Source organism: Enterococcus malodoratus, assembly GCF_027659535.1.
Lineage (GTDB): Bacteria > Bacillota > Bacilli > Lactobacillales > Enterococcaceae > Enterococcus_A > Enterococcus_A malodoratus.
Window position 1 is genome coordinate 1 of the sequence record NZ_JAQDPG010000016.1, and the last position, 24,951, is coordinate 24,951.

34 protein-coding genes and 2 pseudogenes are annotated in these 24,951 nt (G+C 40.1%); all 36 read left to right on the top strand.

Annotated elements, in window-relative coordinates; all coding sequences use genetic code 11:
* Positions 1-83: 83 nt before the first annotated feature.
* Entirely contained in the window at positions 84-278 is a 195-nt protein-coding gene (locus PGP85_RS19655) for a hypothetical protein (protein ID WP_270328962.1), read from the top strand.
* Between the two features lie 120 nt (positions 279-398).
* Positions 399-848, top strand: coding sequence for a hypothetical protein (locus PGP85_RS19660; protein ID WP_158408730.1), 450 nt, complete (start codon positions 399-401; stop codon positions 846-848).
* A 406-nt stretch (positions 849-1,254) separates the two neighbouring features.
* A complete protein-coding gene (locus PGP85_RS19665; protein ID WP_270328964.1) occupies positions 1,255-1,443 on the top strand; it encodes a hypothetical protein in 189 nt (62 codons plus the stop codon).
* Positions 1,444-2,097: 654 nt separating this feature from the next.
* Positions 2,098-2,322 (top strand): hypothetical protein, encoded by a 225-nt coding sequence (locus PGP85_RS19670; protein WP_270328965.1) that lies wholly within the window; start codon positions 2,098-2,100, stop codon positions 2,320-2,322.
* A gap of 15 nt (positions 2,323-2,337) precedes the next feature.
* Complete coding sequence (locus tag PGP85_RS19675; RefSeq protein ID WP_270328966.1) at positions 2,338-2,937, top strand: helix-turn-helix domain-containing protein; 600 nt, start codon at positions 2,338-2,340, stop codon at positions 2,935-2,937.
* Complete coding sequence (gene terL / locus PGP85_RS19680; RefSeq protein ID WP_270328967.1) at positions 2,915-4,357, top strand: phage terminase large subunit; 1,443 nt, start codon at positions 2,915-2,917, stop codon at positions 4,355-4,357. Before PGP85_RS19675 ends, terL begins: the two co-directional genes overlap by 23 nt.
* Before the next feature lie 10 nt (positions 4,358-4,367).
* Complete coding sequence (locus PGP85_RS19685; RefSeq protein WP_270328968.1) at positions 4,368-6,002, top strand: phage portal protein; 1,635 nt, start codon at positions 4,368-4,370, stop codon at positions 6,000-6,002.
* Positions 6,003-6,152: 150 nt separating this feature from the next.
* Complete coding sequence (locus PGP85_RS19690; RefSeq protein ID WP_270328969.1) at positions 6,153-6,422, top strand: hypothetical protein; 270 nt, start codon at positions 6,153-6,155, stop codon at positions 6,420-6,422.
* The gene (locus PGP85_RS19695) at positions 6,419-7,345 is read left to right on the top strand and encodes a minor capsid protein (protein WP_270328970.1); all 927 of its coding nucleotides are present in this window, start codon (positions 6,419-6,421) and stop codon (positions 7,343-7,345) included. The genes PGP85_RS19690 and PGP85_RS19695 overlap by 4 nt, the downstream gene beginning before the upstream one ends.
* 2 nt (positions 7,346-7,347) lie before the next feature.
* Entirely contained in the window at positions 7,348-7,650 is a 303-nt protein-coding gene (locus tag PGP85_RS19700; RefSeq protein ID WP_270328971.1) for a hypothetical protein, read from the top strand.
* A gap of 11 nt (positions 7,651-7,661) precedes the next feature.
* Positions 7,662-8,075 carry a hypothetical protein gene (locus PGP85_RS19705; RefSeq protein WP_270328972.1) on the top strand — a complete coding sequence of 138 codons (414 nt, stop codon included), beginning with the start codon at positions 7,662-7,664 and terminating at the stop codon, positions 8,073-8,075.
* A 29-nt stretch (positions 8,076-8,104) separates the two neighbouring features.
* Positions 8,105-8,419, top strand: a complete 315-nt coding sequence (locus tag PGP85_RS19710) for a hypothetical protein (RefSeq protein ID WP_270328973.1) — start codon at positions 8,105-8,107, stop codon at positions 8,417-8,419.
* Positions 8,420-8,454: 35 nt separating this feature from the next.
* The gene (locus tag PGP85_RS19715) at positions 8,455-8,808 is read left to right on the top strand and encodes a hypothetical protein (RefSeq protein WP_270328974.1); all 354 of its coding nucleotides are present in this window, start codon (positions 8,455-8,457) and stop codon (positions 8,806-8,808) included.
* Positions 8,809-9,087: 279 nt separating this feature from the next.
* Positions 9,088-9,720 carry a DUF4355 domain-containing protein gene (locus PGP85_RS19720; protein WP_270328975.1) on the top strand — a complete coding sequence of 211 codons (633 nt, stop codon included), beginning with the start codon at positions 9,088-9,090 and terminating at the stop codon, positions 9,718-9,720.
* 12 nt (positions 9,721-9,732) lie between these two features.
* Positions 9,733-10,125, top strand: coding sequence for a hypothetical protein (locus tag PGP85_RS19725; RefSeq protein ID WP_270328976.1), 393 nt, complete (start codon positions 9,733-9,735; stop codon positions 10,123-10,125).
* 14 nt (positions 10,126-10,139) lie between these two features.
* Positions 10,140-11,240 carry a major capsid protein gene (locus PGP85_RS19730; protein ID WP_270328977.1) on the top strand — a complete coding sequence of 367 codons (1,101 nt, stop codon included), beginning with the start codon at positions 10,140-10,142 and terminating at the stop codon, positions 11,238-11,240.
* Positions 11,216-11,524, top strand: coding sequence for an Ig-like domain-containing protein (locus PGP85_RS19735; protein ID WP_270328978.1), 309 nt, complete (start codon positions 11,216-11,218; stop codon positions 11,522-11,524). Before PGP85_RS19730 ends, PGP85_RS19735 begins: the two co-directional genes overlap by 25 nt.
* A 39-nt stretch (positions 11,525-11,563) precedes the next feature.
* The gene (locus PGP85_RS19740; protein ID WP_270328979.1) at positions 11,564-11,902 is read left to right on the top strand and encodes a phage head-tail connector protein; all 339 of its coding nucleotides are present in this window, start codon (positions 11,564-11,566) and stop codon (positions 11,900-11,902) included.
* Positions 11,899-12,225, top strand: a complete 327-nt coding sequence (locus PGP85_RS19745; RefSeq protein WP_270328980.1) for a hypothetical protein — start codon at positions 11,899-11,901, stop codon at positions 12,223-12,225. The genes PGP85_RS19740 and PGP85_RS19745 overlap by 4 nt, the downstream gene beginning before the upstream one ends.
* Positions 12,222-12,593: an HK97-gp10 family putative phage morphogenesis protein gene (locus PGP85_RS19750; protein WP_270328981.1), complete on the top strand. Its 372-nt coding sequence runs from the start codon at positions 12,222-12,224 to the stop codon at positions 12,591-12,593. Before PGP85_RS19745 ends, PGP85_RS19750 begins: the two co-directional genes overlap by 4 nt.
* Positions 12,590-12,982: a hypothetical protein gene (locus tag PGP85_RS19755; RefSeq protein WP_270328982.1), complete on the top strand. Its 393-nt coding sequence runs from the start codon at positions 12,590-12,592 to the stop codon at positions 12,980-12,982. Before PGP85_RS19750 ends, PGP85_RS19755 begins: the two co-directional genes overlap by 4 nt.
* Positions 12,983-12,993: 11 nt before the next feature.
* Positions 12,994-13,491 (top strand): phage major tail protein, TP901-1 family, encoded by a 498-nt coding sequence (locus PGP85_RS19760; RefSeq protein WP_270328983.1) that lies wholly within the window; start codon positions 12,994-12,996, stop codon positions 13,489-13,491.
* Positions 13,492-13,526: 35 nt separating this feature from the next.
* Entirely contained in the window at positions 13,527-13,880 is a 354-nt protein-coding gene (locus PGP85_RS19765; protein WP_270328984.1) for a tail assembly chaperone, read from the top strand.
* Between the two features lie 86 nt (positions 13,881-13,966).
* Positions 13,967-14,260 (top strand): hypothetical protein, encoded by a 294-nt coding sequence (locus PGP85_RS19770; protein ID WP_254908385.1) that lies wholly within the window; start codon positions 13,967-13,969, stop codon positions 14,258-14,260.
* Positions 14,257-15,894, top strand: a pseudogene (locus PGP85_RS19775) (phage tail tape measure protein); the annotation flags it as partial. The gene PGP85_RS19770 and the pseudogene PGP85_RS19775, both read left to right, overlap by 4 nt.
* 668 nt (positions 15,895-16,562) lie before the next feature.
* A complete protein-coding gene (locus PGP85_RS19780; RefSeq protein ID WP_270328991.1) occupies positions 16,563-17,348 on the top strand; it encodes a distal tail protein Dit in 786 nt (261 codons plus the stop codon).
* Complete coding sequence (locus PGP85_RS19785; RefSeq protein ID WP_270329023.1) at positions 17,348-20,269, top strand: phage tail spike protein; 2,922 nt, start codon at positions 17,348-17,350, stop codon at positions 20,267-20,269. The genes PGP85_RS19780 and PGP85_RS19785 overlap by 1 nt, the downstream gene beginning before the upstream one ends.
* Positions 20,270-20,279: 10 nt before the next feature.
* Positions 20,280-20,771: a CHAP domain-containing protein gene (locus PGP85_RS19790; protein WP_270328992.1), complete on the top strand. Its 492-nt coding sequence runs from the start codon at positions 20,280-20,282 to the stop codon at positions 20,769-20,771.
* Positions 20,764-21,675, top strand: coding sequence for a phage baseplate upper protein (locus PGP85_RS19795; protein ID WP_270328993.1), 912 nt, complete (start codon positions 20,764-20,766; stop codon positions 21,673-21,675). Before PGP85_RS19790 ends, PGP85_RS19795 begins: the two co-directional genes overlap by 8 nt.
* Positions 21,672-22,175: pseudogene (locus PGP85_RS19800) on the top strand (hypothetical protein); the annotation flags it as partial. The gene PGP85_RS19795 and the pseudogene PGP85_RS19800, both read left to right, overlap by 4 nt.
* A 503-nt stretch (positions 22,176-22,678) precedes the next feature.
* Positions 22,679-23,164: a hypothetical protein gene (locus PGP85_RS19805; RefSeq protein WP_270328994.1), complete on the top strand. Its 486-nt coding sequence runs from the start codon at positions 22,679-22,681 to the stop codon at positions 23,162-23,164.
* Positions 23,165-23,175: 11 nt separating this feature from the next.
* Positions 23,176-23,514 (top strand): hypothetical protein, encoded by a 339-nt coding sequence (locus PGP85_RS19810; protein ID WP_270328996.1) that lies wholly within the window; start codon positions 23,176-23,178, stop codon positions 23,512-23,514.
* Positions 23,515-23,516: 2 nt separating this feature from the next.
* The gene (locus tag PGP85_RS19815) at positions 23,517-23,630 is read left to right on the top strand and encodes a CD1375 family protein (protein ID WP_269474097.1); all 114 of its coding nucleotides are present in this window, start codon (positions 23,517-23,519) and stop codon (positions 23,628-23,630) included.
* Between the two features lie 37 nt (positions 23,631-23,667).
* Complete coding sequence (locus tag PGP85_RS19820; RefSeq protein WP_269474096.1) at positions 23,668-23,793, top strand: CD1375 family protein; 126 nt, start codon at positions 23,668-23,670, stop codon at positions 23,791-23,793.
* 48 nt (positions 23,794-23,841) lie between these two features.
* Positions 23,842-24,252, top strand: coding sequence for a phage holin family protein (locus PGP85_RS19825; protein ID WP_090406152.1), 411 nt, complete (start codon positions 23,842-23,844; stop codon positions 24,250-24,252).
* A gap of 105 nt (positions 24,253-24,357) precedes the next feature.
* Positions 24,358-24,951 (top strand): peptidoglycan amidohydrolase family protein (locus PGP85_RS19830; protein ID WP_333490387.1); only part of this gene is annotated, 594 nt, incomplete at its 3' end.

Consider the following 24,951-nt stretch of genomic DNA (forward strand, 5'->3'; position numbering starts at 1 on the left):
TAAGCACTACTGGAAAGAAGTTGAGGAGTATGTCAAAGAGATCCGCTAACGTCGCCAATTAAGGAAGTTTAGGAGGAACTGTAATGAATGACGAGGATATGCATGATCTCTTAGAAAAGATAAATGAGAAAGATATCGCTAGAAATAGTATGCGAGAACTTGCTCAAAATTTAGGGGCATTCCGTAATCAGTTAGCCATTGAGGGGTTTAGTGATGCTGAATCATTTGCTTTAACTTCTGTTTTTATGGCGACTACTATTAGCGCTAGTCAAAAGTAAGACTAAGTTATTTAAGCACTATATATTGTATGCGAAAATACGTTCCCACGATATATTGTGGATAAAGCTGTTAATATGTGCATAACACAAATAAAACGTTGATATTTGGAGGTCGAATGATTGAAATTTTACAGGGTCAGTGAAGAAGCAAGGAATTACGCAAGAAAAGTATTACGTTGCCACAACTATGAGGCGAAACAGATTAAATCCATAGAAGAGAGTCTGAGACATCCTTATCGAGAAACAGACGAGAATATCGGCGGTTCTCACGTATCCTCTAATATCGCTCCACAAGAAGCAGAAGCGGAAAGAGTATGGACCAATGAAGAATTCTTATCAACTGTAAGACATGTTGAGATTGTCAAAAATCTTATTGAGGATTTAAGTGATGATGCAGTTGAACTGCTACAAGCAAGATATCTGAGTGACGATGGTAGTAAATGCAGGCGGCCAAAAGATTTACCTAATTGGGTAAAGGTTAGCAATCAGATTCATTTATCGGAAGATGCTTGTAGAAAAAAAGATACGGCGGTTGTAACGATGCTTGCTCGAAGACTAAAACTAAAATGACCGTAAAAAGCGCCGTTTAAGGGGGTAAAAGACTACCGTTTACTGGGGTGATTCCGTAATAAAATGATAGAGTAGATAATCCATCAAGCAGACGACTCAAATTAACTTTATTGGCATGAAGTTTCTCCTTATACCTCTTAACATATATACGTCTAGCTTGGTGGGTTATTCTCTTTTTGACTACACTGCCACTTTGCGGAAACAGAGTAGGCAAACAATTGGCGGCATGAAATAATGATTTCTACATTGAGCATGCCGTTCTTTATGTCACTGTGGCGGAAGTAGAAGACGTGTTGCATGCGTGCGAGGTTAATGCTTAGGCAACCATGAGTGGGGCGGTGCCACTCCAGTGACTTAGGGAGGACTTAGTAAACTGGCCAACGCTAAGTATCTGACCCGAAAGCATATGCCAGGAGGTAGCTCCTCCGGTGGACGTGTAGCATCATTGGTGATGCATCTGACTGTTAGAGTTGGAAATGAGGTCGGTTCGATCCCGGTCACGTCAATAAAGAACCTACGGAAACAATCAATCTTATCGGATGCCGATTGGTTGGCTGAATTAACCAGTGTACTGGAAATCAGTTACAAGGCATAGAATACTATCTCAGACGTGAGACGCTCTCAGTTGTAGGTTAGGGGAGCAACATTAAGTTGGACTTGCTAGGAACACGGTAAGTTGCCATACGCTGGCTTTGTAGCGGTCTATGAGCAGATACATCGATGCAATCATAGTTAAATGAGTTTGCCAAGGTCAGGGGCGGTATTCTGATCCAGTGTTCAACATTGGCTATTTTGTCATAGCCTTTACGAAGCAACCGAGGATATAAGTGGTACGTGGAGGATCAGCACGATGACGGTGCTATGTAGGTTGCTTAATACATATAATAGGTTAGATGTGACTCGGCATTGCTGTACGGTGTAAATCCGTTTTAGTACCAGCACAGGATCGGAAACGTCCCTGCCTGTGCAATACATAATCAAGATCGCTTCAGCGGTCTTTTTATTTTGAGGAGGAATAAAATGTTTAAATTATCCGAAATCATTAAGAAGTCCGACGCTGAGAAATTAGAACAATTGAAAAAGAAGCTGAAGAAATAGCAGTCTCCTCGTGAGGCTGTTTTATTTTGCGCACAAAAATAGACCACCGTTTACACGATGGCCAAGTGAAAAACAAACTTTTAAAGGATTCACCCTAAAGGGATTATATCATTGTAACGCTTACAGGACAATGCGGAAAAGGAATATAAAAATGAGAAACTATTGGTATGTGTCACTAAACAATAAATATCCTTTACCAATGAGAGGTCAACATAAACGGGTGGTGATGTCTGTTCAGATGAAGGCGAAGTACTCGATCGTAGAAATGACCAGGGAAGCAACACCAGTTGAGGTTGATCAGTGCAAGCTAGTCTTTTGTGGGTTTGGTTATTGGAAAGAGGATCATATACAAGAGAACATTAGTAAATACATATAGAAAGGTGGTGGAGTCGTGGCGAAAGGCAAATATCAAGAATGGTTGACAAAAGAAGGACTTCTTAAACTTGAAGCATGGGCTCGTAACGGTCTCACTGATGAGCAGATAGCAAATAACATGGGTATATCAACAGCTACTTTGTATAACTACAAAAACAAGCATTTAGAGATTTTAGAGGCCTTAAAAAAGGGCAAAGAAGTCGTGGACATTCAAGTTGAAAATGCTTTGCATAAAAGCGCTGTTGGCTACGAATATACAGAAAGAACAGCAAAGATAGTTGATCGCGATAAAGCTTTAGTAGAAGCAGAACGTAGAGAGTACGAGAATCGATATAAAATCGATCACCCTGAAGCAGAATTGCAGGAAGTAAAAGATGCTGCCATAAAAGCTGTTCCTACGCGTGAACGGATTGTAATTCTTGAAGTAGATAAGCAGGTAGCCCCGAACCCGACTTCTGCTATCTTTTGGTTGAAAAACCGTATGCGGGAAATCTGGAAAGACAAGCAAGAGCTTGAGCACTCCGGCGGTGTAGATATTCGAAAGCAATACGGAGAAATGTCAGACGAAGAATTAGAAGAGTTGGTGAAGCGGTATGAAAAAATCAACGACTCTTGATCGTGTGGAATATGCAATTGTTCAAAGAGAGCTAGCGATTCGGAAAGCCAGAGGAGATTTTTGGTTGTTTTGCCAATTGCTTTATCCTGAGTTTTATAAAGATGATCGTCTATATTTAAAAGATTTGTGTCAAACGTTACAAGATTTCTACGAAGATAAGATTGATAAAAAGATATTAGTAATCAACATGCCCCCTCGTCATGGGAAAACATTTACAGCGAGACTTTTTGTATTATGGATGTTTGGTCAGAATCCGAGGACAAAAATCATTACAGGTTCATACAATCAAATACTATCATCTTTATTTGCTCAACAAACACGTGACGGCATCATGGTTGATAATGAGAATATCAAAGCTGAATATTTTAAAGATATTTTCCCGAAGGTACAAATCAAATACGGGGACGCAGCAAAAGGGTTCTGGTCTTTAGATGGATCAGAGGAAAAGAATTATTTGGCGACTTCGCCTGGCGGAACATCTACTGGGATTGGTGCAAATTATGTAATTGTTGATGACATTATCAAAACTGCAGAAGAAGCTTATAACGAGCGAGTATTGGACTCTCATTGGGAATGGTATAACAACACATTAGCTCAACGAATGGAACGTCCGCGTAAACAAATACTAATCATGACAAGATGGTCAAATAATGATTTAGCGGGAAAAATGTTGAACAAACGGAAAAACAGTGTTCATCAGATTTGTTATAAGGCTGTCCAAGATGACGAATCCATGTTGTGTGAAGAAATCATGACCCACGATGAATATTTAGATGTTATTCAGGAAATGAATTTGGATATTGCGGAAGCAAACTATCAACAAGAGCCTATTGATCAGAAAGGCAAACTATATCAAAATCTAAAAACTTATGGTCATCGTTCCGAATACAAAAAGATCTGGTCGTATTGTGATACGGCAGATACAGGGAAAGATTACCTCTGTTCGATTGTTTGGGGCGAGACAGCTGATGGACGTTGTGAAGTGCTAGATGTGGTCTATACCCAAGAACCGATGGAATACACAGAGTCCGCTGTTTCAAATCAGTACATCAATAATAAAGTGAACCAAGCGCGCATCGAGAGGAACAACGGTGGGCGTTCTTTTGCGCGTTCTGTTAGAGAAAAGATAAAAGGTAAGTGTCCAGTTGCTATTGATGATTTCTACCAATCAGCGAACAAAGAAGCCCGGATATACTCGAATACCGCGTGGATCGAACAAAATGTTTATTTCCCAGAAGATTGGCGCACCAAATGGCCCGAATACTATTCCGCTATGACCACTTATCAGCGCGAAGGGAAAAACAAACACGATGACGCACCAGATGCAACGACAGGGATTGCTGAAACGATGAGCATGAATGTTAAAGAAAAAGTAAATGTCAAAAAGACAATAAACGCATTCAAAAAATTAGGATTGTAGAGGTGATACAGTGGAACAAAATGTTAAATTGTTAGACGGACAACGGTTTGATAAAGAAGCGAATCTAATTTATAAAATACCAGTTTCCAGGTTGCCTCATATCCAAGTACTTAACCAACGAACCGGTCAAATTGAACAAATAATTGACTTCGAGAACAAAGAAGTTTGGAAGTTAATTGTCGAATTCATCAATCACCACAAAGAAAAGCAGGTTCCAAGACTTCAACAACTGAAAAGATACTTGTTAGGTGATGGGAATATTAATTATCGATCAGAAAAACCGGAAGGACGAGCAGATAATCGGATCGCAAGCGATTTCCCAAATTTCATCGTGTCATTCAAACTTGGGGTTCTGTTAGGTAACCAACTTAAATATACTGGAGAAAAGAACATATCAGCCCGAATCAACGAGTTTGCCAGTCAATCGAACGAAGACTACCATAATCAACTAATGGGCAGAGATATGTTCGGTCTAGGTAGAGCTTACGAATGGATTGGCAGAGACGAGTACGGCAAGGAAACTATTGCCAAGTTTGACGCAGAACAAACTTTTGTGATTTACGACAATACGAAGAACAAAAATTCTATTTGTGCAGTTCATTATTATGAAGAAGAATTTTTAAATGATAAATGGACCCGCGTAGAGCTTTATACGAACAGTGGATTTAATTACTATCTTGTAGCAGACGGCACCGATTTAGAAAATGCAGTAATTGAAGAAGATGGAAAAGAAGAAAGTTACTTTGATTCTGTCCAAGTAAACGAATGGATAAATAACGAGGAACGCTTAAGCGACTTTGAGCGTGTTCTTGATTCAATCGACGCATACGATTTGTCTAGGTCTGAGATGGCCAACTTTCAACAAGATTCATCTGAAGCTTATTTAGTGATTAAAGGGAACCCTGACACAGCAACGGACGACGAGGGTGACAACAGCAAGATGGAAGTATTCAAAGCGATGATGCAGGCAAGAATGCTTGTTTTAGGTGATAAAAAAGATTACGGTGAAGGCAAATTAGGTGACACGCCTGACGCCTACTATCTGAAAAAAGAGTACGATGTTGCAGGTATGGAAGCCAACGATAGCCGAACAGTTGCTGACATCTTGCGTTTTACGTCTTTGATTGACTTCACAGATGAGAACATCGGATCTAACCAATCAGGAATCGGTTTTCGTTTCAAAGGTTGGGGATCGGACAACGACCGCAAGAACAAAGAACGTATGGTTAAGAAAGCTATTATGCGGCGTTTACGGTTACTTACACACTCGTGGAGTATCAAAGATGATTTGAATAAACCACAAGGCTTGATAGAAAATGTCAAGGCTTTTTTTGTTTCGGATGATAAAAAACAAGAGGATCTTTACAACAAAGTAAATGATATTCAAATTTTATTTACACCGAATGTTCCGCAATCGGATGAAGAGATTATGAATGTAATCAAAGGGATGCTTGGAATTGTTTCAGAAGAGACTTTATGTGAAATGGCCGAACGACTAACCGGCGTGTCTGCTGAAGAAGAGCTCAAACGTGTGAATAAAGAAAAACCAAATGTGCCAGTATTGGATTACGATTTTCCGAGTGACAATAATACAACGGAAATTGAACAAGGTGGCCAGAAAGAGCCAAAAGATGAAGGAGTCTGATCCAAATGAAAAGTCGCGAGAGAATAACACGTAAGATATTTATGTTTATGAGCGCAGTCCTCTTTTTCAAAATATTTGGCTATGAATTAACACTTATTTGGCTGATATCAAATCTTGTAGCAGAGGTATCTTTAATTAAGGAGCGGGAAGATGAGCAAGCTAAAAGGCGTTGAGTTTGATTTAGATGATTTAGACGTAGACTTACAAGGAGATATTTTAGCATTGGGAATAGTCGTTATTCTGAAGAAGGTTTCGCTAGTACTATTGTTGATCTTATGCGTGGCCATGTTACTTTGGTTCAACAAGCTGACTATTTTCATTACAGTAGTCCAATTCATATTAGTAGTTGTAACAATGCAGATTCAACGTTTTTATTATAAAAAAGCCGTTAAGCAGCTATTAAAGGAGGACGTTGAATGAAGTCCTCTGATTACTGGCGCAAACGTGAAGAACAACATATTGCACAAATGATTAAAGACGAAAAGCAAATGAAGAAAGCTATCGCTGAAAGGTTTCAAGTTGCGATTGACAATATCAACAAAGAAATCGACGCGAATTGGCAACGTTTTGCTGGTAAAGAAGGTGTGTCGCTTTCCGAAGCTAAAAAGGTTTCAATGGAGATGGACGTTAAAGCCTTTGCCAGAAAAGCCAAACGATATGTTAAGGCTAAAGATTTTTCTAAGACAGCAAACGAGGAGCTACGTCTTTACAATGTCACAATGAGAGTTAATCGACTTGAATTATTGAAGTCACAAATAGGACTTGAATTGATCGCTTTATCTGATGATCTTGATAAGTACACTGCTGACTTGCTTACAAATGAAGGTATTGCTGAAGCTAAAAGACAAGCTGGCATATTAGGCGAAACCATTTTCGATGGCTACAAAGATTTTGTAGAGGCTGTCGTAAACGGTTCTTTTCATTCTGCGACGTTTTCTGAACTTATCTGGGGCAACATGGAGGCGTTTAAAGCTGAGTTAGATAAATTATTAGTCCAAACGGTAACGCAAGGTAAGAACCCACGTGACATGGCTAGAAAACTACGGAATTTATTTGATTCTAGTAAGTACGAAGCTGAGCGGTTGATGCGCACAGAATCTGCAAGGGTTCAGACCGAGATACAAAATCAAAGTTATAAAAAGTACGGCATCGATGAATACGAGTATATCGCAGAACCGACAGCGTGCCCTGTCTGTTTACCATTGAACGGAAAGATATTTAAGGTCGAAGATTTATCTCCAGGTCAAAATGCTAGCCCGATGCATGCAAATTGTAGGTGTTCAACCGCGCCATATGTTGATCGTGCGGAAGTTGAGAAGTCATTTAAGGAAAGAGGGGTGTAGCAGTGGATAAAGAATCATTCCAAATCATATCTGACAGATTTTTAGAAACGGCATATGGAAAAAGCAAAGAAGAAATTTTGTATTTGTATCAAAACGATGCTCAATTTAAAGAAGACTACGATGCAGTTAAACAGCATGTGGTTGAAGTAATACAACCAATTGTAAAAGAAGTTTATGAGGCTACTAGAAAGGTTATTGAGCCTATCGTGCAATCAATAACCGAATTAGTTCAGTCTAACCCAGAATATTTCAAAGACTTGCAAAACAATACGAATCAAAGCATGTTCCAAAGCGCTTCTATGTAGAGATGATTGTTATGACATTCATTGATTATAAAGACGAAGACGGCGACATTATTATCATGGCCAAAGAGCGGTTACAAAGTGGTATGACGGTGCAAATCGAATTTTGCCTTTATGAGGTATACAATATTGCGGTTGCGAATGTTTATCTAAATGTTTATCACAAACGTAAGCAGATTAGCGATAATACTTTGCATCAGACAGGCAAAGATGGTATTTACCCTTTTGTCTGGGCTATACGAAAGATTAGGGAATTTGAGGAATATGCCAAGCACTCATTAAGCAACCCCCTCCCAACTTACATCCAAGTTCACTGGGAAGACAATCGCAGAGCGAGGATATACAAAAGGTTTTTGCAACGTGAAGGATTTGAAATTAGAAACTTTGGAATTGGCAACCAACTGTATAAGCGTATTAAAACATATTGATAAGCAGATAAAGGAAAGAGAGGGGTAAGATGAAAGATTTTAACGAAGTCATTTTAACCATCGAAGTTCAAAAAGGGTTGGGGAAAGCTTATAAAAAAGCCATTGAAACTGAAAATAGCACTCAATGGAAACAGAATCCAATCTACAACAGTAATAAAGAATTGATTAGTAATGAGTTAAAACCGGTGTGGAATGGCAATCATGCATCCGTAAATGTTGTAGAAGGAACTGCAAAAGATCAATTAACCATTTCAATTATTTCGCACACACTACCTAACCTTTTAGAAACGACTAGCTGGTATGAGCGAATGGGTGCGAAGGCTGTTTATAAAAAAACCTATTAAGAAAAGGAATGATTAATATGTGTGTGCATTGGTCAATGAATGGTAAAACCTGCGCTTTGTGTGGAGAGCCTATTCCAGATGCGTTGAAGGCAAGAGCAAGTGAAATTACCACTGGAAAAATTAATGGCGAAGTTTTCAGCTCTGAGCCATTGTCTGTGAATGAGATATTACTAGAAGCTGCGATTGAATTTTTGCATGATATTGACTCTGAAAAGATTGAGACTATTCAATTTAATTCAGCAAAACACGATGATCGATCAAGAAATGTCACAATTAAAATTACGTATCCGTCAGAGCTTACTGAGTTGGAGAAACAGGTGAACTATGCTCGGAGCCAAATTGAGCGTGACAAGGAGAGAAAGATGTTATGCCAAAAACATTCACGCTAAAAATTAAACTCAAATTTCCTTTCTATTGGTATTCTTTCAAGATTAAGTTTCAAAGTTTGTTCAATGAAGAATTAGCAGAAGATACATTTTGGTGGTTTATGTGTGATTTCGAAGAAAACAACAGAAAATATATCAAAGTCATTTAAAGTCGCTAGCCATAAACTAACGTCTTTTTATTATGCCCTCTACTGCTCGGGGCGGTATAAATTGAGCTGTTTCGATCGATCGGCGTAACTGATCAAATTTATCGGGTAGCGGCGTAACCGCGGAGGATTGACAATGCCAACACTATTTTCAAAAGAAAAACTATTTATACCGATGAACTTGCAACTCTTTGCTGATCCTGAAGATGTAGAAGAAAGCACATCGGGAGAGGAAACAACCTCAACGGATTCAAAAAGCAACGAAGAGACAAGCAAAACATTTTCTCGTGATGAATTAGCAAAAATTGTCGCAGCTGAAACAAGCAAAGCAGTTACGGCAGCAGAAGAAAAATGGCGTGATGAGAAAGCTCAGGCTGATAAATTGGCTGAAATGAACGACAAGGATAAGGCAGATTACGAGCGAAAGCAACTTGAGGATAAGATCGCTGAGTATGAAAGAAAAGACAATCTAGCTAAGATGTCCGATCAGGCCAGTGAAATGCTATCAGACAAAGGCGCTACGCCTACCAAAGAAGTTCTTAGTCTAGTAGTGTCAGAAGATGCAGAAATGACCTTAAGCAATGTAAAAACGTATCTAGCGGCCATTGAATTGGAACGGGAATCAATCAAAGCTGATTTAGAAAAACGATTGGGTGGAAGAATCCCACTGGACGGTTCAAGTAAAGATGGTGTCGTCGGAGATTATGGTAAAAGGTTGGCGCAACGAACCAAAACAGAAACAAAGAAAAGCACTTACTTCAAAAATTAGGAGGAATAAAACATGGAGAAACGAGTATTCGGATCTAAAAATCAAATCTTAGCCGACGTTAACAATTATAAAAGTTTGTCGGTTGTTGTTGATGGTACAGGAGTAACGGCAACAAATGGCGAAGGGAAAAAATACATTCCTGCTGGAACGCCCGTAGGTAATGCTGATCCTTTTGCAAATGAGCAAGCGCTACTAAAAGTAACAAATGATGCAGGAAATGGAAGTAAAACTGTCGGAGTCTTGTTACACGATGTTGTTTTTGATATCGGGTCAACTGTTGGAAACGGCACATTGGTGTATTTCGGAACAGTGAACGAATTACGCTTGAATGATGGACTAACTATTGTTGCTGAAGTAAAAACTGCGTTAGATGGCAAAGTTTACTTTGTTAAACGTAATAAATAAGGAGGAACTGTTAAATGAACGTACGAGTACGAAAAGAAACTTTAATGAAAATGAACTTGCAAACATTTGCGACGTTAAATATTTTTGATTTGGTTCAAGCGCCTAATGTAGCAACTTATTGGGCAGAAAAAACCAATGAAACTCAACCCTATTTGGGAGAAGAATTATTCCCTATGGATAAGCAACTAGGAATGAAATTGTCTTGGTTGAAAGGGAAAACTGGATCACCAGTAGCGTTGCGTCCTTCAGCTCTTGATGCTGATGTGATCCCGCGCGGACGTGCAGGCTTTGAAGAATTAATTGAGAAAATGATTTTCTTCAAGGAATCATACTACATTGACGAAGAATTGCGTCAACAGTTGCAAATGGTTAACCAAACTAACAACAAAGAATACCAGGACGTTTTACTTAATCGTGTATTCGATGATGTTGCGGATTTACTTCGCGGAGCTGCTGTGCGTCGCGAAATTATGCGCATGCAAATGCTGACAACAGGGACGATTAAAATCAATGAAAATGGGCAACAGTACAACATTGATTATGACCTGCCTGCTGGGCATAAGAAAAAAGCGGCTACTAAATGGTCTGATGTTGAAAATGCTGACCCTGTAGAAGATATTGATGTTGCCGTAACGGCAATGAAAGAAGACGGTGTGACTCCAGCCCGTGCTGTTTTAAACAGCAAAACGTTCCGTTACCTCCGCCAGAATGCAGCAATCAAAGCAACAATTTTAGGAAACAACGCGAATGCTCAAGCTGCTAAACTTTCGAAGCAGTCTCTTCTAGACTATATTTCAGAAGAATTTAACTTGGAAATTGTTGTTTATGACAAGGTGTACACGGACACATCTGGAACACACAAGTTCATTCCTGACAATATTTTTGTGTTATTGCCAGCAGAAACTTTGGGTAAAACATGGTTTGGTACAACTCCTGAGGAAGCGGACTTGATGTCTAGTCCAAATGTTGCGAATGTTTCTATTGTGGATACAGGCGTTGCAATTACAACGATGAAGAAAGCAGACCCGGTAAACGTCGAAACGAAGGTATCCATGATTTCTTTACCTTCATTTGAACAATCAGAGGCTGTATGTATTTTAGATGTGGGGGAGTAGTTATCCCCGCTACAGGGTTAACTCTATCACCTAAAACATCAACAGCAGTTGCGGGGACTGCTGGGAACAGACAACTAACGGTTGCGGTATTGCCTGAAAATGCGACAAATAAAAATGTTGAGTTTTCAATCCAACCAAACACTGAGGGGTTAACAGTTTCTGATAACGGACTAGTAACTTGGACAGACGCTGTTCCGGCAGGTGTCTATACTACCACAGCAACAACGGTGGATGGATCATTTAAGGATATCCATACACTGACATTAACAGAACCGGAGGGTTAGTCATTTGACTAGCCTTTTTATTTTCGAAAGGAGGCAGTCATGGACGAAACCTTGGAAGAAGTGAAACGATCGCTCGAAGTTGATGATGAGGAGCTGGATAAGCAATTAATCGATTTTATCAAACGAATCTCAAGCCAGTTGTGTGTACGTTTGGGCTTCTTAGAGAGCGTTCCTGAGGCGTTAAACTACATTGTTGTCGAATGCACCATTAAGAGATTCAACCGCAAAGGTGATGAAGGAATGAGTTCCTATAGCCAAGAAGGCGAGTCTATTACTTATGGAAAATTATTGGATGAGTTCGGGGATGATATAACAGCCTATAAAGATAAACAGAAAGAAAATACAGTACCTCGTAAAGGGGTGACTCGATTCGTATGAGATATGACACAGAAGTAACTTTCGTTATCGAAAAAGATGGCTATTACGATCCTGAGTTAGGAGAACATGTAGAACCAAGCTTAGATGAAAAATTAAAATTTGCTAACGTTACGGATTTAGGAACTGACAGATCGAAAGCGTTGTTCGGAGATATTAAACAAGGGGCTAAGGTCATTCGTTTATTACGTCCTTACAAAAAAGAGTGGGATTACGTTTTAATTTTCAACAAGCTACGAAACAAAACTGATAAATTCGAGATCATCACTGAGCGTAACCTTCGATTGAAAAATACGTTTATTGTTCAGGAGGTGGCTGCAAAGTGAAGGCTCATCTTGATATAAAAGGAATTGATCAGTTGATGAGTCATCTTAGAGATGCAACTAAAATGGACGAAGTAAAAAAAGTTGTGAGGAGAAATGGTGCTCAACTGACGAATCAAATGCAAAAAAGGGCTCAATTCAAGGGGCACTATCAAAACGGGGAATTTATCAGTCCTACCGGAGCAACTAAACGTTCAATTATTATGAAAATCCAAGAGGCGGGTTTCTCAGTCCTTGTAATGCCAATGACTGAATATAGTCCTTATTTAGAGTTTGGCACACGGTTTATGAACGCGCAGCCTTTCGTACGTGCGGCTTTCAACTATCAGAAAGTTATATTCAAAAAAGAAATGCGGGAGTTGATGGCATGATAGTCAAACAACCGGATCAAGAACTATACGATGAAGTCTACAAAATCTGTCAAGGCTTAGGGTATAACGTATTTACTTACCTGCCGCCAGACAAAACGCCTTATCCGTTTGTGTATATTGGCGAGTCTCAAGAACTACCGCAAGCGACTAAATCTGTTTTAGTGGGTACTGTTCAATTAAATATCCATATCTATGGATTGCACACCAAGCGCAAGCAGGTCTCAGATATGAAAGGCGCGATTCTGTGGGAACTTCGGAAACTAAGACAATCGAAAAACTTTAATTGGAAAATATCTAATAACCAAACGCAGCCACAAATGCTGCAGGATACAACAACAAATACTGCACTCTGGCATTGTGTAATACCGTTAGAGATGCGGTTTTACTAGGAGGGAAAAGCATGACAGTGATTCAAGGGAAAGACCGAATTTTGCTTGTTCGTCGTTTAGATGAAGCAGGTTCAAAAGATGCGACGAAGCCTTTATATCAAATTGAACACGAATGGGAGTATTCGCGTGACAATAAGTCAGAACAAACGAAAGACGGTAGTGTTCCTACCTCTGGTGGTTTGGAAGTGACTCTGGCGCTAAAAGGTCTTGCATCTTACGATGACGAAAATATGTACATGAAGAAATCAGTAGAAGACGGAGCTACGATGGAATTTTGGGATGTTGATTTGAAGGGTGAGAAACAAGATGGAAAATATCCTGCAATCTATGGTCGTGGAAAAGTTGGTAAATGGAAATTACCAGCAAACGTTGAAGATTTGATTGAAATTGAAACAGAAGCAACCATCGAAGGAACTCCAAAAGATGGGTTTGCCACTGTTTCTGAATCGACAATTAAAGAGGCTCAATACGCATTCCAAGACACTACCAAAACAACTACTGAAGGTTAGGCAAATAGTCTAGCCTTCTTTTTTAGGAGGAAATTATGAACTTTGATATTAATGGAAAAATCATTGATGTGAAATTTACCATTGGTGCTATTGAAGCGCTGGATCAGATGTATGAAGTCCACACCGGAGGGGCTTCTTTTGGAATGGGGATCAGTTCAGCGCTTGTTTATTTACAGCAATGTAATCCGGTCGTTCTGAGAAATATCATTATGGCTTTGCAAGCAGACAATGCAAAAGTTGGCAAGTCTGAAATCGAAGCATGGCTAATAACTCAAGATATTGAAAAAATGTCAGGAGACTTAATAGCAGAGTTGGGGAAGCAGGATTTAACAAAAGCGATGATAAAAAAACTGAAAGCTCAGACACGAAAAGCAGCGAGCAAAAACTAAAAAAAAATAGTCGAGAATTCTATGAAGAATTAGCTTTGAACGCTTTTCGGTTTCTTGATTGTCAAACATTTGAAGAAGTTAACAAAATGACTATCAGAGAATATGAGCTACGTATGCTCGCTTTCAACCTTTCGCAAGTAGACGAGGAAATGAAGCGTCATCAGCAAGCCTTTTTAAATGATGCGGTACGCGCAAAAAATAAAAAAGGCGAACCCATTTACAAACAATTTTCTGATTTTTACGACTATGAAGAAAGAATAAGCAATGTTCTTGAAGGGTCCATATTCGAACAAGAAATACTTAATGAAGAACGCAAACGAGAACTAACACAAGTTGCTAAACGTCTTCGTGAATTCAGAGAAGGGAGGGGGACGATATAGCAGAATCATTTTCAGTTGAAGCTTATCTTAAAGCCACAGACAGTGGATTTGTAAAAACATTTAAAGATGCTCAGTCTGCTGTCGAAACCTTCGAAAAAGATTCAAATAGTACGATGATGGCTGTCGGGTCAACCATGCAAACTGCTGGGAAATCAATGACAAAACTTCTTACTGTTCCCATTCTGGGTGCAGGAATAGCTGCTGCTAAGATCGGTGGCGACTTTGAAGAACAAATGAGCCGAGTAAAGGCGATATCTGGTGCTACAGGCAGTTCATTCGATCAGTTAAAGCAACAAGCAATTGATTTAGGTGCTAAGACTGCTTTCAGTGCGAAAGAGTCTGCTGCAGGTATGGAAAACTTGGCATCTGCAGGTTTTGATGCAAATGAAATCATGTCTGCCATGCCAGGGTTGCTTGACTTAGCAGCAGTTTCGGGTGGTGATGTCGCACTGGCATCTGAAAATGCAGCAACTGCACTGAGAGGGTTTGGACTGGACGCTAGTCAAGCTGGACATGTAGCCGATGTGTTTGCTCGAGCAGCGGCTGACACTAATGCGGAGGTCGCTGACATGGGGGAAGCAATGAAATATATTGCGCCAGTCGCAAATGCAATGGGCATTTCACTTGAGGAATCCGCCGCAGCGATTGGTATCATGTCTGATGCCGGGATTAAAGGATCACAAGCAGGTACATCTTTGCGTGGGGCTTTGTCTCGACTGGCGAAACCTACAGATCCAATGATTGCAAAAATGGACGAACTAGGATTGAGTTTTTATGATGCAGAAGGAAACATGAAATCATTAAAAGATCAAATAGGAATGCTTCAACAAGCGTTTAAGGGCTTGACTCCTGAACAACAGCAAAACGCCTTAGTAACCTTATATGGTCAAGAATCTCTTTCAGGAATGATGGCGTTGATTGACAAAGGACCGGATTCATTAGGGAAACTTACAAATTCTTTGAAGGACTCTAATGGCGCTGCTGATGAAATGGCTCGAACAATGCAAGATAATATGAACTCATCAATAGAACAAATGTTAGGAGCATTTGAATCTGCGGCAATTGTAATTCAAGGTATTATTGCTCCAGCAATTCGTGGAGTAGCCGATACAATCGGAGGATTGGTGCAAAAATTTGTTGATGCTCCTGAGCCAATTCAAAAGATGGTTTTAGTAATAGCTGGCTTAGTTGCAGCGATCGGGCCTCTCCTTTTTATCGGTGGCTCTATGCTTGTGTGGTTTGCAAAACTTAAGGTAGCCGTTGGATTTTTATCTACATCATTTCCTGCTTTGGGAGGCGTATTTACTGCGTTAACAGGGCCTGTCGGGATAATTATTGGAATCATAGCTTTGTTAGTAGGCGCATTTATATTGGCGTGGAATACGAGTGAAGGATTTAGAAATGCAGTTACTGCTATTTGGGAATCGATAAAAAATACAATTTCATTCGCTGTTCAAACTGTATCAAATACAATTCAGCGAATTTTCGGAGGAGTCGTTGCTTGGTGGAAAGCGAATAACGAGGAGATCGCAGCCGCAGTAGACGCGATTTGGAACGGTTATATTGGCCGAACAATCCAGAATGCTATGGGTGTGATCCAAGGTGTTATTGTAGGTGTTTGGACTGCTATCAAAGGTATTACGGAAGGTATATGGACAGCTATTTCGGGCGTGATTGAAGGGGCTTTGCGTGTGATTCAAGGCTTAATCAAATTTGTTCTCGGAGTGCTTTCTGGAGATTGGTCAATGGCTTGGGAAGGTATGGTAGAAGCGGCTTCTGGCATCCTGTATGGTTTGGGTGGATTAGTTGTAGGTGCACTTGAAGCGGTCATAGGAGTTGTGAAAGGCTTCTGGTCAGTATTTAAAAATGCTGGATGGAATCTAGTTAAGATGATAGCAGATGGTATCTGGTCAGCAATTAGTCTACCTGTAAAAGCAATAAAATCTGTGGTTTCAAAGGTTCGCCGATTCTTGCCATTTTCACCAGCAAAAGAGGGACCACTAAGCGATCTAGATCAATTGAATTTTGGCGGAACCATTTCAACGGGAATTTATTCTGGACAAAGTGAAATAAATCGAGCTATGGCTTCTGTAATGGATATCCCCGCGCTGAGTAACTTGAATGCTAGTTTAGGAGTGAAACATTCTATTACAACAAGAAATGAGAATCGAACTAACAAACAACCGGCAACGTTCAACGTCCGTTTAGGCAATCAGCAATTTAAAGCCTTCGTGGATGATATCTCACAAGCGCAAGGCCAAGAAATAGAAATTAACTTAGGATTTTAGAAGGAGGATGACACGTGCAAGAATGGGATAACCCGATGTATCAATTTAGGGACACAATAAAAATTTCTGATTACGATTCGTGGATTCCGACTTCTGCGATGATTTACGACAGTGTCATGTTTGAAAAAATTCTTCCAGGGTATCAAACACTTTACGTTGAAGGTCGGGAAATGTTGTCGATAGATATTGAATCAGAGAAAAAGAACGCGGGAGTTCATATATCTTCGCAACGCTTGCCTGAACGTATATTGACAGTGTTCTACAAATTGACAGAAGTTAATTCAGTTGAATTTCAGCGAAGCTTCAAAAAACTGATGGGTTTACTGTACCGGCAAAAAGATGTCGAGATTCATTTTAATGATGAGCTCGACACTTTTTATTTTGGTCGATATTCTGCGACGGATAAAGTTCCGGGAAATAAAAATAGCATCTCTTCAAGCTTTACTATCACTTGTTCAGATCCTCGGAAATATACTAAAGTCTTTGAGACAAACGGAGAAATATTTGAGTATTTGCCGTATGAGGTAACGCCAGATTCAATTAGTTTTGCGGCAACAAAGGATAGTTCAGTTCGAATCACTAATGGCCGACAGACAATCAGCATTTCAAATTCAGCTATCAAAAAAGGTGATAAAGTCGAACTGTTAATCACTGAAGGGAAAGTTTTAGTGAATGGCGAGAACAAGACGCGTATCCTTGATTTGACTAGTCCGTTTAAAGGTTTCAAAGTGGAAACAGGAGATGTGATCAAAAGTGACAACGGAAATCCTCTTGTTCGATTCAGAGGTGTGTGGTTATGATAAATAAAGATGTTTATTTTTTTGATGACAATCAAAAACTTATAAAGATAATCAGTGATGAAAAACTCTTCTCGGTGGTTCAAGAAAAAGAGATCACACCAAATAAGGATGAGTTAATCAATGATAAGTTATCAGTAAGTACAGAATTTGATAAGGAAATTAAAGAATCAGTATATATGGCGGTTCGCGAAAGTGAGTCGTCTTTTTCTATGTACAAAATAGTTGGAACTGCTGATCCTGGTACATTGTTGATTTTTACTGGTGTCAACTTTGGACCGGATGAACTGGACGCATATATTATCAACGATATTCGACCTGCAAATGAGTTTTTTCAAAAAACTATACAGAGAGTTATGGATTTTACTTTAGGAGAATGGAGAGTCGGTCATTTAGATTCAACTTTACCAGCCGTTTCTACGACGTTCTATTATTGCAGCATCCGGGAGGCCCTAAAGAACCTACAGACTTTAGGCTGCGAAATTGTTTTCAAATGCAACTTAAGTGGTGAAGGTATCACAGATAAATGGATTGAAGTTTACAAACAAATCGGTGAATACAGTAACGAACGTTATGAGTATGGGGACAAGGCATTGACGATTCAAAAAGAAGTAGATCGTAGCAATATCTACACTTCTTTAATCGGTCGTGGTAGAGGAGAAGAAGTCGGAGACGGTTACGGACGTCGAATTGAGTTTAATCAAGTCTATTGGTCGAAATCGAAAGGCGATCCATTAAATAAGCCAACAGGTCAAATATATTTAGAAATTCCTGAAATGACCGCCAAGTACGGTATTCCTACGAAAAATGGGAAACGCCGTAAGCGAGAGAAGGTTGTCATTTTTGAAGATTGTGAAGACCCTGTTGAGTTGATAAAACTTACCTATAAAGAGCTAGTGAATTGTTCCAGGTCTTTGGTTCAGTTCAAAGCAACTATTTTCGGTGCGGATAGCTTAGGGAATATCATCCGAATTCACCGAGAGGATCGCGGATATCATTACGAGACGCGGATTTTCAGTGTGAAAATTGACCGTTTAACAGGGAAGGTTGAGACAGGCCTTGGTGATAATCTTAACAACTCATCTACACGTCAGGCATCAAATACACAGAATGTATTGCAGACTTTAAATGAAACAAAAATGACATTTTATGAATCTACTGAGGTTTCTAAATGGCAGTCTGATATTATTCGTGGTGCTAAAGGCGGATCCATTATCATGATGAATCCGTGGGACACAGGGAAAGGCGAAAGTCGACAACCATATCAGATGGTTTGGATGAACGGGGATTCGATAGATACTTCAAATCACTTTCTTGTTGCAAATTCAGAAGGTATCGGATTTATCGATGGAGATTTTAACGAAGCAAACTTCAAAACTGCATGGACTATTGATGGCAATTTCAATGCGAACTATATTCAGTCTGGGCGAATCAGGGCTGATATATTCGAAACTTCATTTAATGCTGTCGGGGATCAATTAAAACTCGTAAAGGGTGCTTTACAAATTTTAAACAGCAATAAAAAAATCATGGAATTAACAAAAAAAGGGATGGAGTTTTGGGCTTCAGATAAACAAATAGGAACGATTGGTACCACTGACTCAACGGGAAATCCTTTTCTGAATGCCTCAACACCAACGCCGATTCCTGACAATGCATTAGTTATTCGTACCGAAGGCGATGGAAAATACATCCTCATTTCTCCTAATAAGAATAAAGGGTTTGTCATGCTATCGAACGGAACCACGATTCACTTTGGGGATTTAAATCTACAAGGTAAATTGCGAGCCTTTGGTGATGTCTTAGTACAAGGCAAAACAGAGATATCTAAAGATTTAAAAGTAGGCGGCACGCTTGATGCTAAAAAGATAACGATTAATGGTCAAGAAATATTCCCCGGTCAAGGCGGTGGTGGGAATAACGGTGGCGGTAGCTGGAACGGCATGTATCCGCCAGAAGTGACCTCTCAAGCTGATAAGTTTGCTTGGGAACTTTGGACCATGCTCTTATCTAAAGGGTATTCAAAAGCTGCTGCTGCCGGTATTTTAGGAAACGTTCAAGGCGAAGCGGGTGTTTCAATGAACCCGGATATCGCTCAAATAGGCGGCCCCGCTTACGGAATTGTCCAATGGGATGGCTCAGCTTATCCTCTCGTGCCACCAGCTACTTATGACGGACGCACATACGTTCAAAATCTTATGAGAGCTGCTGGTATCACTGAAGATTATAAGACCATGTCAGCTCAAGGAAACTTGCTTGACTGGACCATGTATAACGGCCAGTGGTTAGGAATTGTTCAACCAGGTACTCAATCAGGATTTAAGTCAATCACTGATCCTGGAGCTGCGGCATATACTTTTGAACGTAACTATGAACGCCCTGCTAATGCACACCCAGAACGTCAAGGTTGGGCAGTTAATTGGTACAACAAATTCAAGGATTTAAAGATACCCTCTGCAGGAGACATTGTGAAAGTAGCTCGAAGTTTCATTAATTGGTTTACGTATTCAATGCCTTTGCGTTGGAATTTTGGGAGTGTTGAAAATCCAGATATAAATGGAACAACAGACTGTTCTACGTTTGTTTGGCTAGTGCTGACAAAAGCTGGATACAAAACGGCTCCAAGAGGAACAACTTGGTATACAGGCTCAATGACCGCAGATGCAAGAGGTGCAAGACAATACTTGACAGAGGTTTCTCCCAATGAAGCGAAAGCAGGAGATATCATCATTGTCAATTTAGGTGGTGGTGCAGGCGCAAATGGACATACTGCCGTACTTGCAGAAGACTGGCATGGCTATACGACCGCGATTATTGAAAACGGCGGGTCACAAGCATTACACGCGGGCGTTGGTAGGGTCGATCGTTCTTTCGGATACTTACTAAACGGCGGCGATGTTTGTCTAGCTCGCGCAAAGAAATAGAGGGGATATTTTGATAGAAGAAAAAGGACTAAATCATCTAAAACGATTAATGAATCAACCGATTGGAAACCACCAATGCTATGCATTAAGCGCTGAGTATGCGGGAGTAATGATCGGCCCTGACATGGGCGCTGGCACAAGGTATGAAGTGAAAGTGCGTGAAGGAAATATCTTTTCCGCTGCTGAAATTGGGCGAGCGTATCGCTGGCCAATGTATCTATGGACCGTAATCAACCATCCTGAATACGACCAGTTGGAAGTAGGCGCGATCATCAACTGGGAACGCAATGCACAAGTGAGTGAAACATTTATTGCTCACGATTATTTCGGCCATACAGGCGTGATCCGTGGTCTTGAAAGTGGTCGTATTCAAACTTATGAACAGAATGCAGAATCAGGAGAAATCGTGGCAGAATATGACCGTCAGTTTTTTGGGACGGGTCAAATTGCATCTATTTGTATTCCTCCTGATTTTGAGAAAGGAGTGGTATTGGATGGCTAAATGGAATGTCACGTTAAGTACGACAGAGCCTTACAACTATGTAGGAATGATTCAAGTTCGACAGGGGAATAAGAATTCTGAAACGATGGAAGCAACTGTTTCTCAAAACGGAATACCAGTGGATTTATCACAATGTAAAGCCTACTTAGAAGCGATACTTAGTAATGGTTTTGCGATCCAACGAGTTGTAAAAATTATTGATGCAAAAAACGGCAAAATTCAATATACATTTGATGAGTATTCAATGCAGGCGTTACATCGTCAAACGGCAAATTTTGTCTTTTACCAAGGAGAAGATGTGATCGCTACGACACAGGACTTCTCCTATTTTGTTATCAAAGCAGTTTCTAAAACAGAAGGTGAAATGGGGTCTTACTGGCAAACAGTTGAAGACCTGGTAGCAGATATGGTTGCGTTTATCAATGAAAACCAAGGAGACTTTACCGACTGGATGAACGCGCGCAAAAAGGAATTTGAAAAATGGCGTGAGTACCAACAAACGACCTTTGAAGCGTGGCGCAACGGGCAAGAAACGGACTATCTGACGTGGTTTGAATCCATCAAGGATATATTAAGATCTGTTGATCCAGGTGGCGTCATGCTATCGGAATTGATGGATGCCCGAGTGGATATCAACGGTGTAAGGCATGATTCGATTACGAAGCGTTTAAAAGCAGATGCGGAGTATCTCTATACCAAACTTCGAGAAACACTATATACACTTCCTTATGGGCACATTGAAGTAGTTGAGATACTGCAGGACGACGCCTTTTCTACTAATCATGAAGTTGAGTTCATCAAAGACGTTCAATCAACAATTTCAGAAGGGGCGCTTGTGATCGCCACAGTAGATGATCCGAAGCAAAATGTTTTTAAGTTAGTAGAGGTAGGTGAAATTAAGTGACGGAAATTAAACGCATGATGGAGACTGACGAAGAGACTGGTGTGAAGTATCAATTCTTTCCAATGACTCATATTTCGGCCGTTTTGGGACTTGAAAACATAATCGCCGGTCAGTCTAAAGTTGTTTCTGTAAACGGAAAAATCGGCGCTGTCTTGATTACTAAATCCGATCTCGGTCTGGAAAATGCTATCACCAAATTACCTTACGCGGGCGAAGCAGAAGACGGCATCATTACTGCTGAGATGTATAAAAAGATCCTGAACTCTGGAGAAGGTGACTATGTACTTCCGATTGCTGGAGTCGATAAATTAGGCGGAATCAAGCAAGGAGATCTCTTAACGATTGATGAGGCGACCGGTAAGTTATCTGCCGTTAAACAGACGGACAATAATTTTTCAACAGAGCTTAAAAACAAATTGGGTTCACTGAAAAATTACACTGCAGGAGAGAATATCACGATCACAGAGGATGGCGAAATTAGCGCTACTGGTGGATCGGGCAACTATGATTTGCCAACGGCTTCCGAATTTCAAAAGGGCGGCGTCAGAGTCGGTGACGGATTGACCATGACTGATGATGTTTTATCTGCCGATGTACAAATGAATTATCGCGCAGGAGCGAATATTTCCATATCAAATACAGGTTACATCAGCACACCAGGATTTGCGGAAGGCGGAGCGAATCAGGCCTATGTTGACCAAAAAGCTGCAGAAGCCTTTCAAAGCGCGCAAGCCTACACGAATTCTCAAATCGCTAGTATAGGACCTGGTAAAGATGGCAAAGACGGTGTTGACGGAAAGTCCGCTTATGAAATAGCCGTCGCTGAAGGCTTCCAAGGAACAGAGGCACAATGGCTAGTTTCTCTTAAAGGAAAAGATGGAGTGAATGCAACAACTACTGAAGTTGCAACGGCAGATAAGAGTGGCCTGATGGCAAAAGAAGACAAACAAAAACTAGACACTCTTCAAAGCTTTACCTTTGAAGACGTAGGGGAGGCAGAATAATGACAAAGATTGTGCAATTAAAAGACGGTGACGGGTACAAGTACATTAAAACTCACGCGGACGCCATTGATGGTATTGACGGAAAATTAGTGAGAGCCGTGGGAAATGAGACGGTTTTAGGTACTAAGGATTTCCAAGATGGACTTCAAATTAAAGGTAAATCACTTGATGACAGGATGCTTAGATCAGTAATTACCAAAACAATCGGATCAGAAAATGCAAATATTACCTCTGGTTCAATTACGCTATATAGATTAGGGGAAAATGTTATGTTTTCTTGCTCGTTTTCTTTAGCTAAAGTTTGGTATAAAGACACAGCTTTATTGGATTTGGGGTCAGATTATGAAACGGCGATTACTGTTCGTATGAATTTGAGCGAGAATAGGGGTATGTATGTTGAAGGCAGCAAACTAAAAGCAAATTCAGATTTTAAAGTTGGGGATTGGGTAACAGTTTCATTATCATGGATTGCTAAAAATGCTTAGGAGGAAAACATATGAAAAAAATTTATAAAGTGCTTTACCCGATGGGATTTGAAGAACACGAAGTAGCAGATGATTTTCCAGTATTGTTGCCGTTTGTAGCAGTTTTACCGCTAGAATTGGAAAATCCACAATCTCAATTCTTCAACTTCACTGAAAATAAATGGGAAGAGGCAATTACTCAAGATTATTCTAAGAAACTTGAATTATTAGAAAATCTATCTACTGGTTTGCAAGCTGAGAATGAACGTCTAGCTGAAACAGTTGCACTTCAAGATACGCAATTAACAGACACACAACTAGCGCTTTCGGAAGTTTATGAAATGTTAGTGCCGCTTTCTAAGGAGGTTTAACTATGATAAATATTTATGTCAGTCTTATTGAGAAAGGACTGAAGACAATTGAAGATGTACCGCAAATCATTAGAGAAGAAGTCGAAGCAATCCTGTCTGCAAAAACTGCGGATTAGAATTGCTTTTTATTTACTCAAAAAGGAGGTGGATACAATGGCAGTAGTATATGCGACATTGATTATCAAAGGTAAAAAGACGATCGAACAAGTACCAGGTTTAATTCGCGAGCAAGTGAAAGATATCTTAGTGGATATGGATTTGCCTGAATTGGCAGAGTAGCACACTTTCGAGTGTGCTTTTTATTTTGATTGGAAGGTGGAATTTATTTTGGAAAAATATTTAAATGCAGCATCTATCGTAACAGGGGTGCTGGGCGGTGTAATGGTCAGTTGGCTTGGAGGGATGGATGCAATTTTGCACGCGTTGGTATATTTGGTAATTGTGGATTACTTAACTGGATTATTAAAAGCATGGAATTTGAAAGAAATCAGTAGCAGAATCGGATTTATTGGATTGATTCGAAAGGTATTGATCTTTGTAGTTATTGCAGTAGCAGTGGAAGTAGAAAAGGTGATCGGTAGCTCGATTCCGCTTCGTGAGATCGTCATTATGTTTTATTTAGCTAACGAAGGCATTAGCTTCTTAGAAAACATTTCAGTGTTCATTAATTTTCCAGATCAAATTAAAGATGCTTTTTTGCAAATTAGAGGAACACATGATGAAAAGGAGGAAAAATAAGATGGATATGAAAAAAGCACAAGAAGCTTACGAAAAATCCGATGATAAAAATGTCGGTCTGCAGCCTCAACCGAAAGAGATCGAAGAAAAGAAGGAGGACAAATAATGGCTATTAATATTGAAGCGGGTTTAGCAGTTGTTCAGCGTTTCGTAAACAACTGCAGCTACAGCATGTATGGCTCACGATATTACACAGATGGCACTTGTGATTGTTCAGGGTCTGTCTACCGTATTTTACGTGAATCGGGTGGCTTTGATTATGGATATATTCCGAGTACCGAAACGTTGCACGATTACCTTACGAAGTTAGGGTATGAAAAGATCGCCGAGAACAGTGACTTTCCAATGCAACGCGGAGATATCATCATCTGGGGACAAAAAGGATACTCTGCCGGTGCCGGCGGACACACAGGGATTGCACTAGATAATCAAAATTGGATAGAATGCACAGGATGGAAGGATACAACAATTATTGCCAATCATGATCAACGATGGGTAATGGCTGGGTGTCCTTATTTTTATGCCTATCGGTTGAAGTCAACGCCTAAACCAAATCCTGCACCTAAGCCTAAACCAACCGGAAATAAAAATGGCATTGCGATCGATAATGTCACCAAAGATCAGGCGGTAAAAATGGTTCAGCGTATTCAAACGAAATACGCCTGGACGTTGCTTCGTGACCAAGTGAAACGTGTGTTG

Coding starts and splice junctions, on each gene's coding strand:
- PGP85_RS19730 (WP_270328977.1), top strand. CDS start 10,140: ATGAACGTACGAGTACGAAAAGAAACTTTAATGAAAATGAACTTGCAA.
- PGP85_RS19690 (WP_270328969.1), top strand. CDS start 6,153: ATGAGCAAGCTAAAAGGCGTTGAGTTTGATTTAGATGATTTAGACGTA.
- PGP85_RS19765 (WP_270328984.1), top strand. CDS start 13,527: ATGAACTTTGATATTAATGGAAAAATCATTGATGTGAAATTTACCATT.
- PGP85_RS19735 (WP_270328978.1), top strand. CDS start 11,216: ATGTATTTTAGATGTGGGGGAGTAGTTATCCCCGCTACAGGGTTAACT.
- PGP85_RS19695 (WP_270328970.1), top strand. CDS start 6,419: ATGAAGTCCTCTGATTACTGGCGCAAACGTGAAGAACAACATATTGCA.
- PGP85_RS19745 (WP_270328980.1), top strand. CDS start 11,899: ATGAGATATGACACAGAAGTAACTTTCGTTATCGAAAAAGATGGCTAT.
- PGP85_RS19720 (WP_270328975.1), top strand. CDS start 9,088: ATGCCAACACTATTTTCAAAAGAAAAACTATTTATACCGATGAACTTG.
- PGP85_RS19820 (WP_269474096.1), top strand. CDS start 23,668: ATGGCAGTAGTATATGCGACATTGATTATCAAAGGTAAAAAGACGATC.
- PGP85_RS19755 (WP_270328982.1), top strand. CDS start 12,590: ATGATAGTCAAACAACCGGATCAAGAACTATACGATGAAGTCTACAAA.
- PGP85_RS19705 (WP_270328972.1), top strand. CDS start 7,662: ATGACATTCATTGATTATAAAGACGAAGACGGCGACATTATTATCATG.
- PGP85_RS19805 (WP_270328994.1), top strand. CDS start 22,679: ATGACAAAGATTGTGCAATTAAAAGACGGTGACGGGTACAAGTACATT.
- PGP85_RS19810 (WP_270328996.1), top strand. CDS start 23,176: ATGAAAAAAATTTATAAAGTGCTTTACCCGATGGGATTTGAAGAACAC.
- PGP85_RS19740 (WP_270328979.1), top strand. CDS start 11,564: ATGGACGAAACCTTGGAAGAAGTGAAACGATCGCTCGAAGTTGATGAT.
- PGP85_RS19710 (WP_270328973.1), top strand. CDS start 8,105: ATGAAAGATTTTAACGAAGTCATTTTAACCATCGAAGTTCAAAAAGGG.
- PGP85_RS19655 (WP_270328962.1), top strand. CDS start 84: ATGAATGACGAGGATATGCATGATCTCTTAGAAAAGATAAATGAGAAA.
- PGP85_RS19670 (WP_270328965.1), top strand. CDS start 2,098: ATGAGAAACTATTGGTATGTGTCACTAAACAATAAATATCCTTTACCA.
- PGP85_RS19725 (WP_270328976.1), top strand. CDS start 9,733: ATGGAGAAACGAGTATTCGGATCTAAAAATCAAATCTTAGCCGACGTT.
- PGP85_RS19715 (WP_270328974.1), top strand. CDS start 8,455: ATGAATGGTAAAACCTGCGCTTTGTGTGGAGAGCCTATTCCAGATGCG.
- PGP85_RS19815 (WP_269474097.1), top strand. CDS start 23,517: ATGATAAATATTTATGTCAGTCTTATTGAGAAAGGACTGAAGACAATT.
- PGP85_RS19770 (WP_254908385.1), top strand. CDS start 13,967: ATGACTATCAGAGAATATGAGCTACGTATGCTCGCTTTCAACCTTTCG.
- terL (WP_270328967.1), top strand. CDS start 2,915: ATGAAAAAATCAACGACTCTTGATCGTGTGGAATATGCAATTGTTCAA.
- PGP85_RS19760 (WP_270328983.1), top strand. CDS start 12,994: ATGACAGTGATTCAAGGGAAAGACCGAATTTTGCTTGTTCGTCGTTTA.
- PGP85_RS19795 (WP_270328993.1), top strand. CDS start 20,764: ATGGCTAAATGGAATGTCACGTTAAGTACGACAGAGCCTTACAACTAT.
- PGP85_RS19665 (WP_270328964.1), top strand. CDS start 1,255: ATGCCAGGAGGTAGCTCCTCCGGTGGACGTGTAGCATCATTGGTGATG.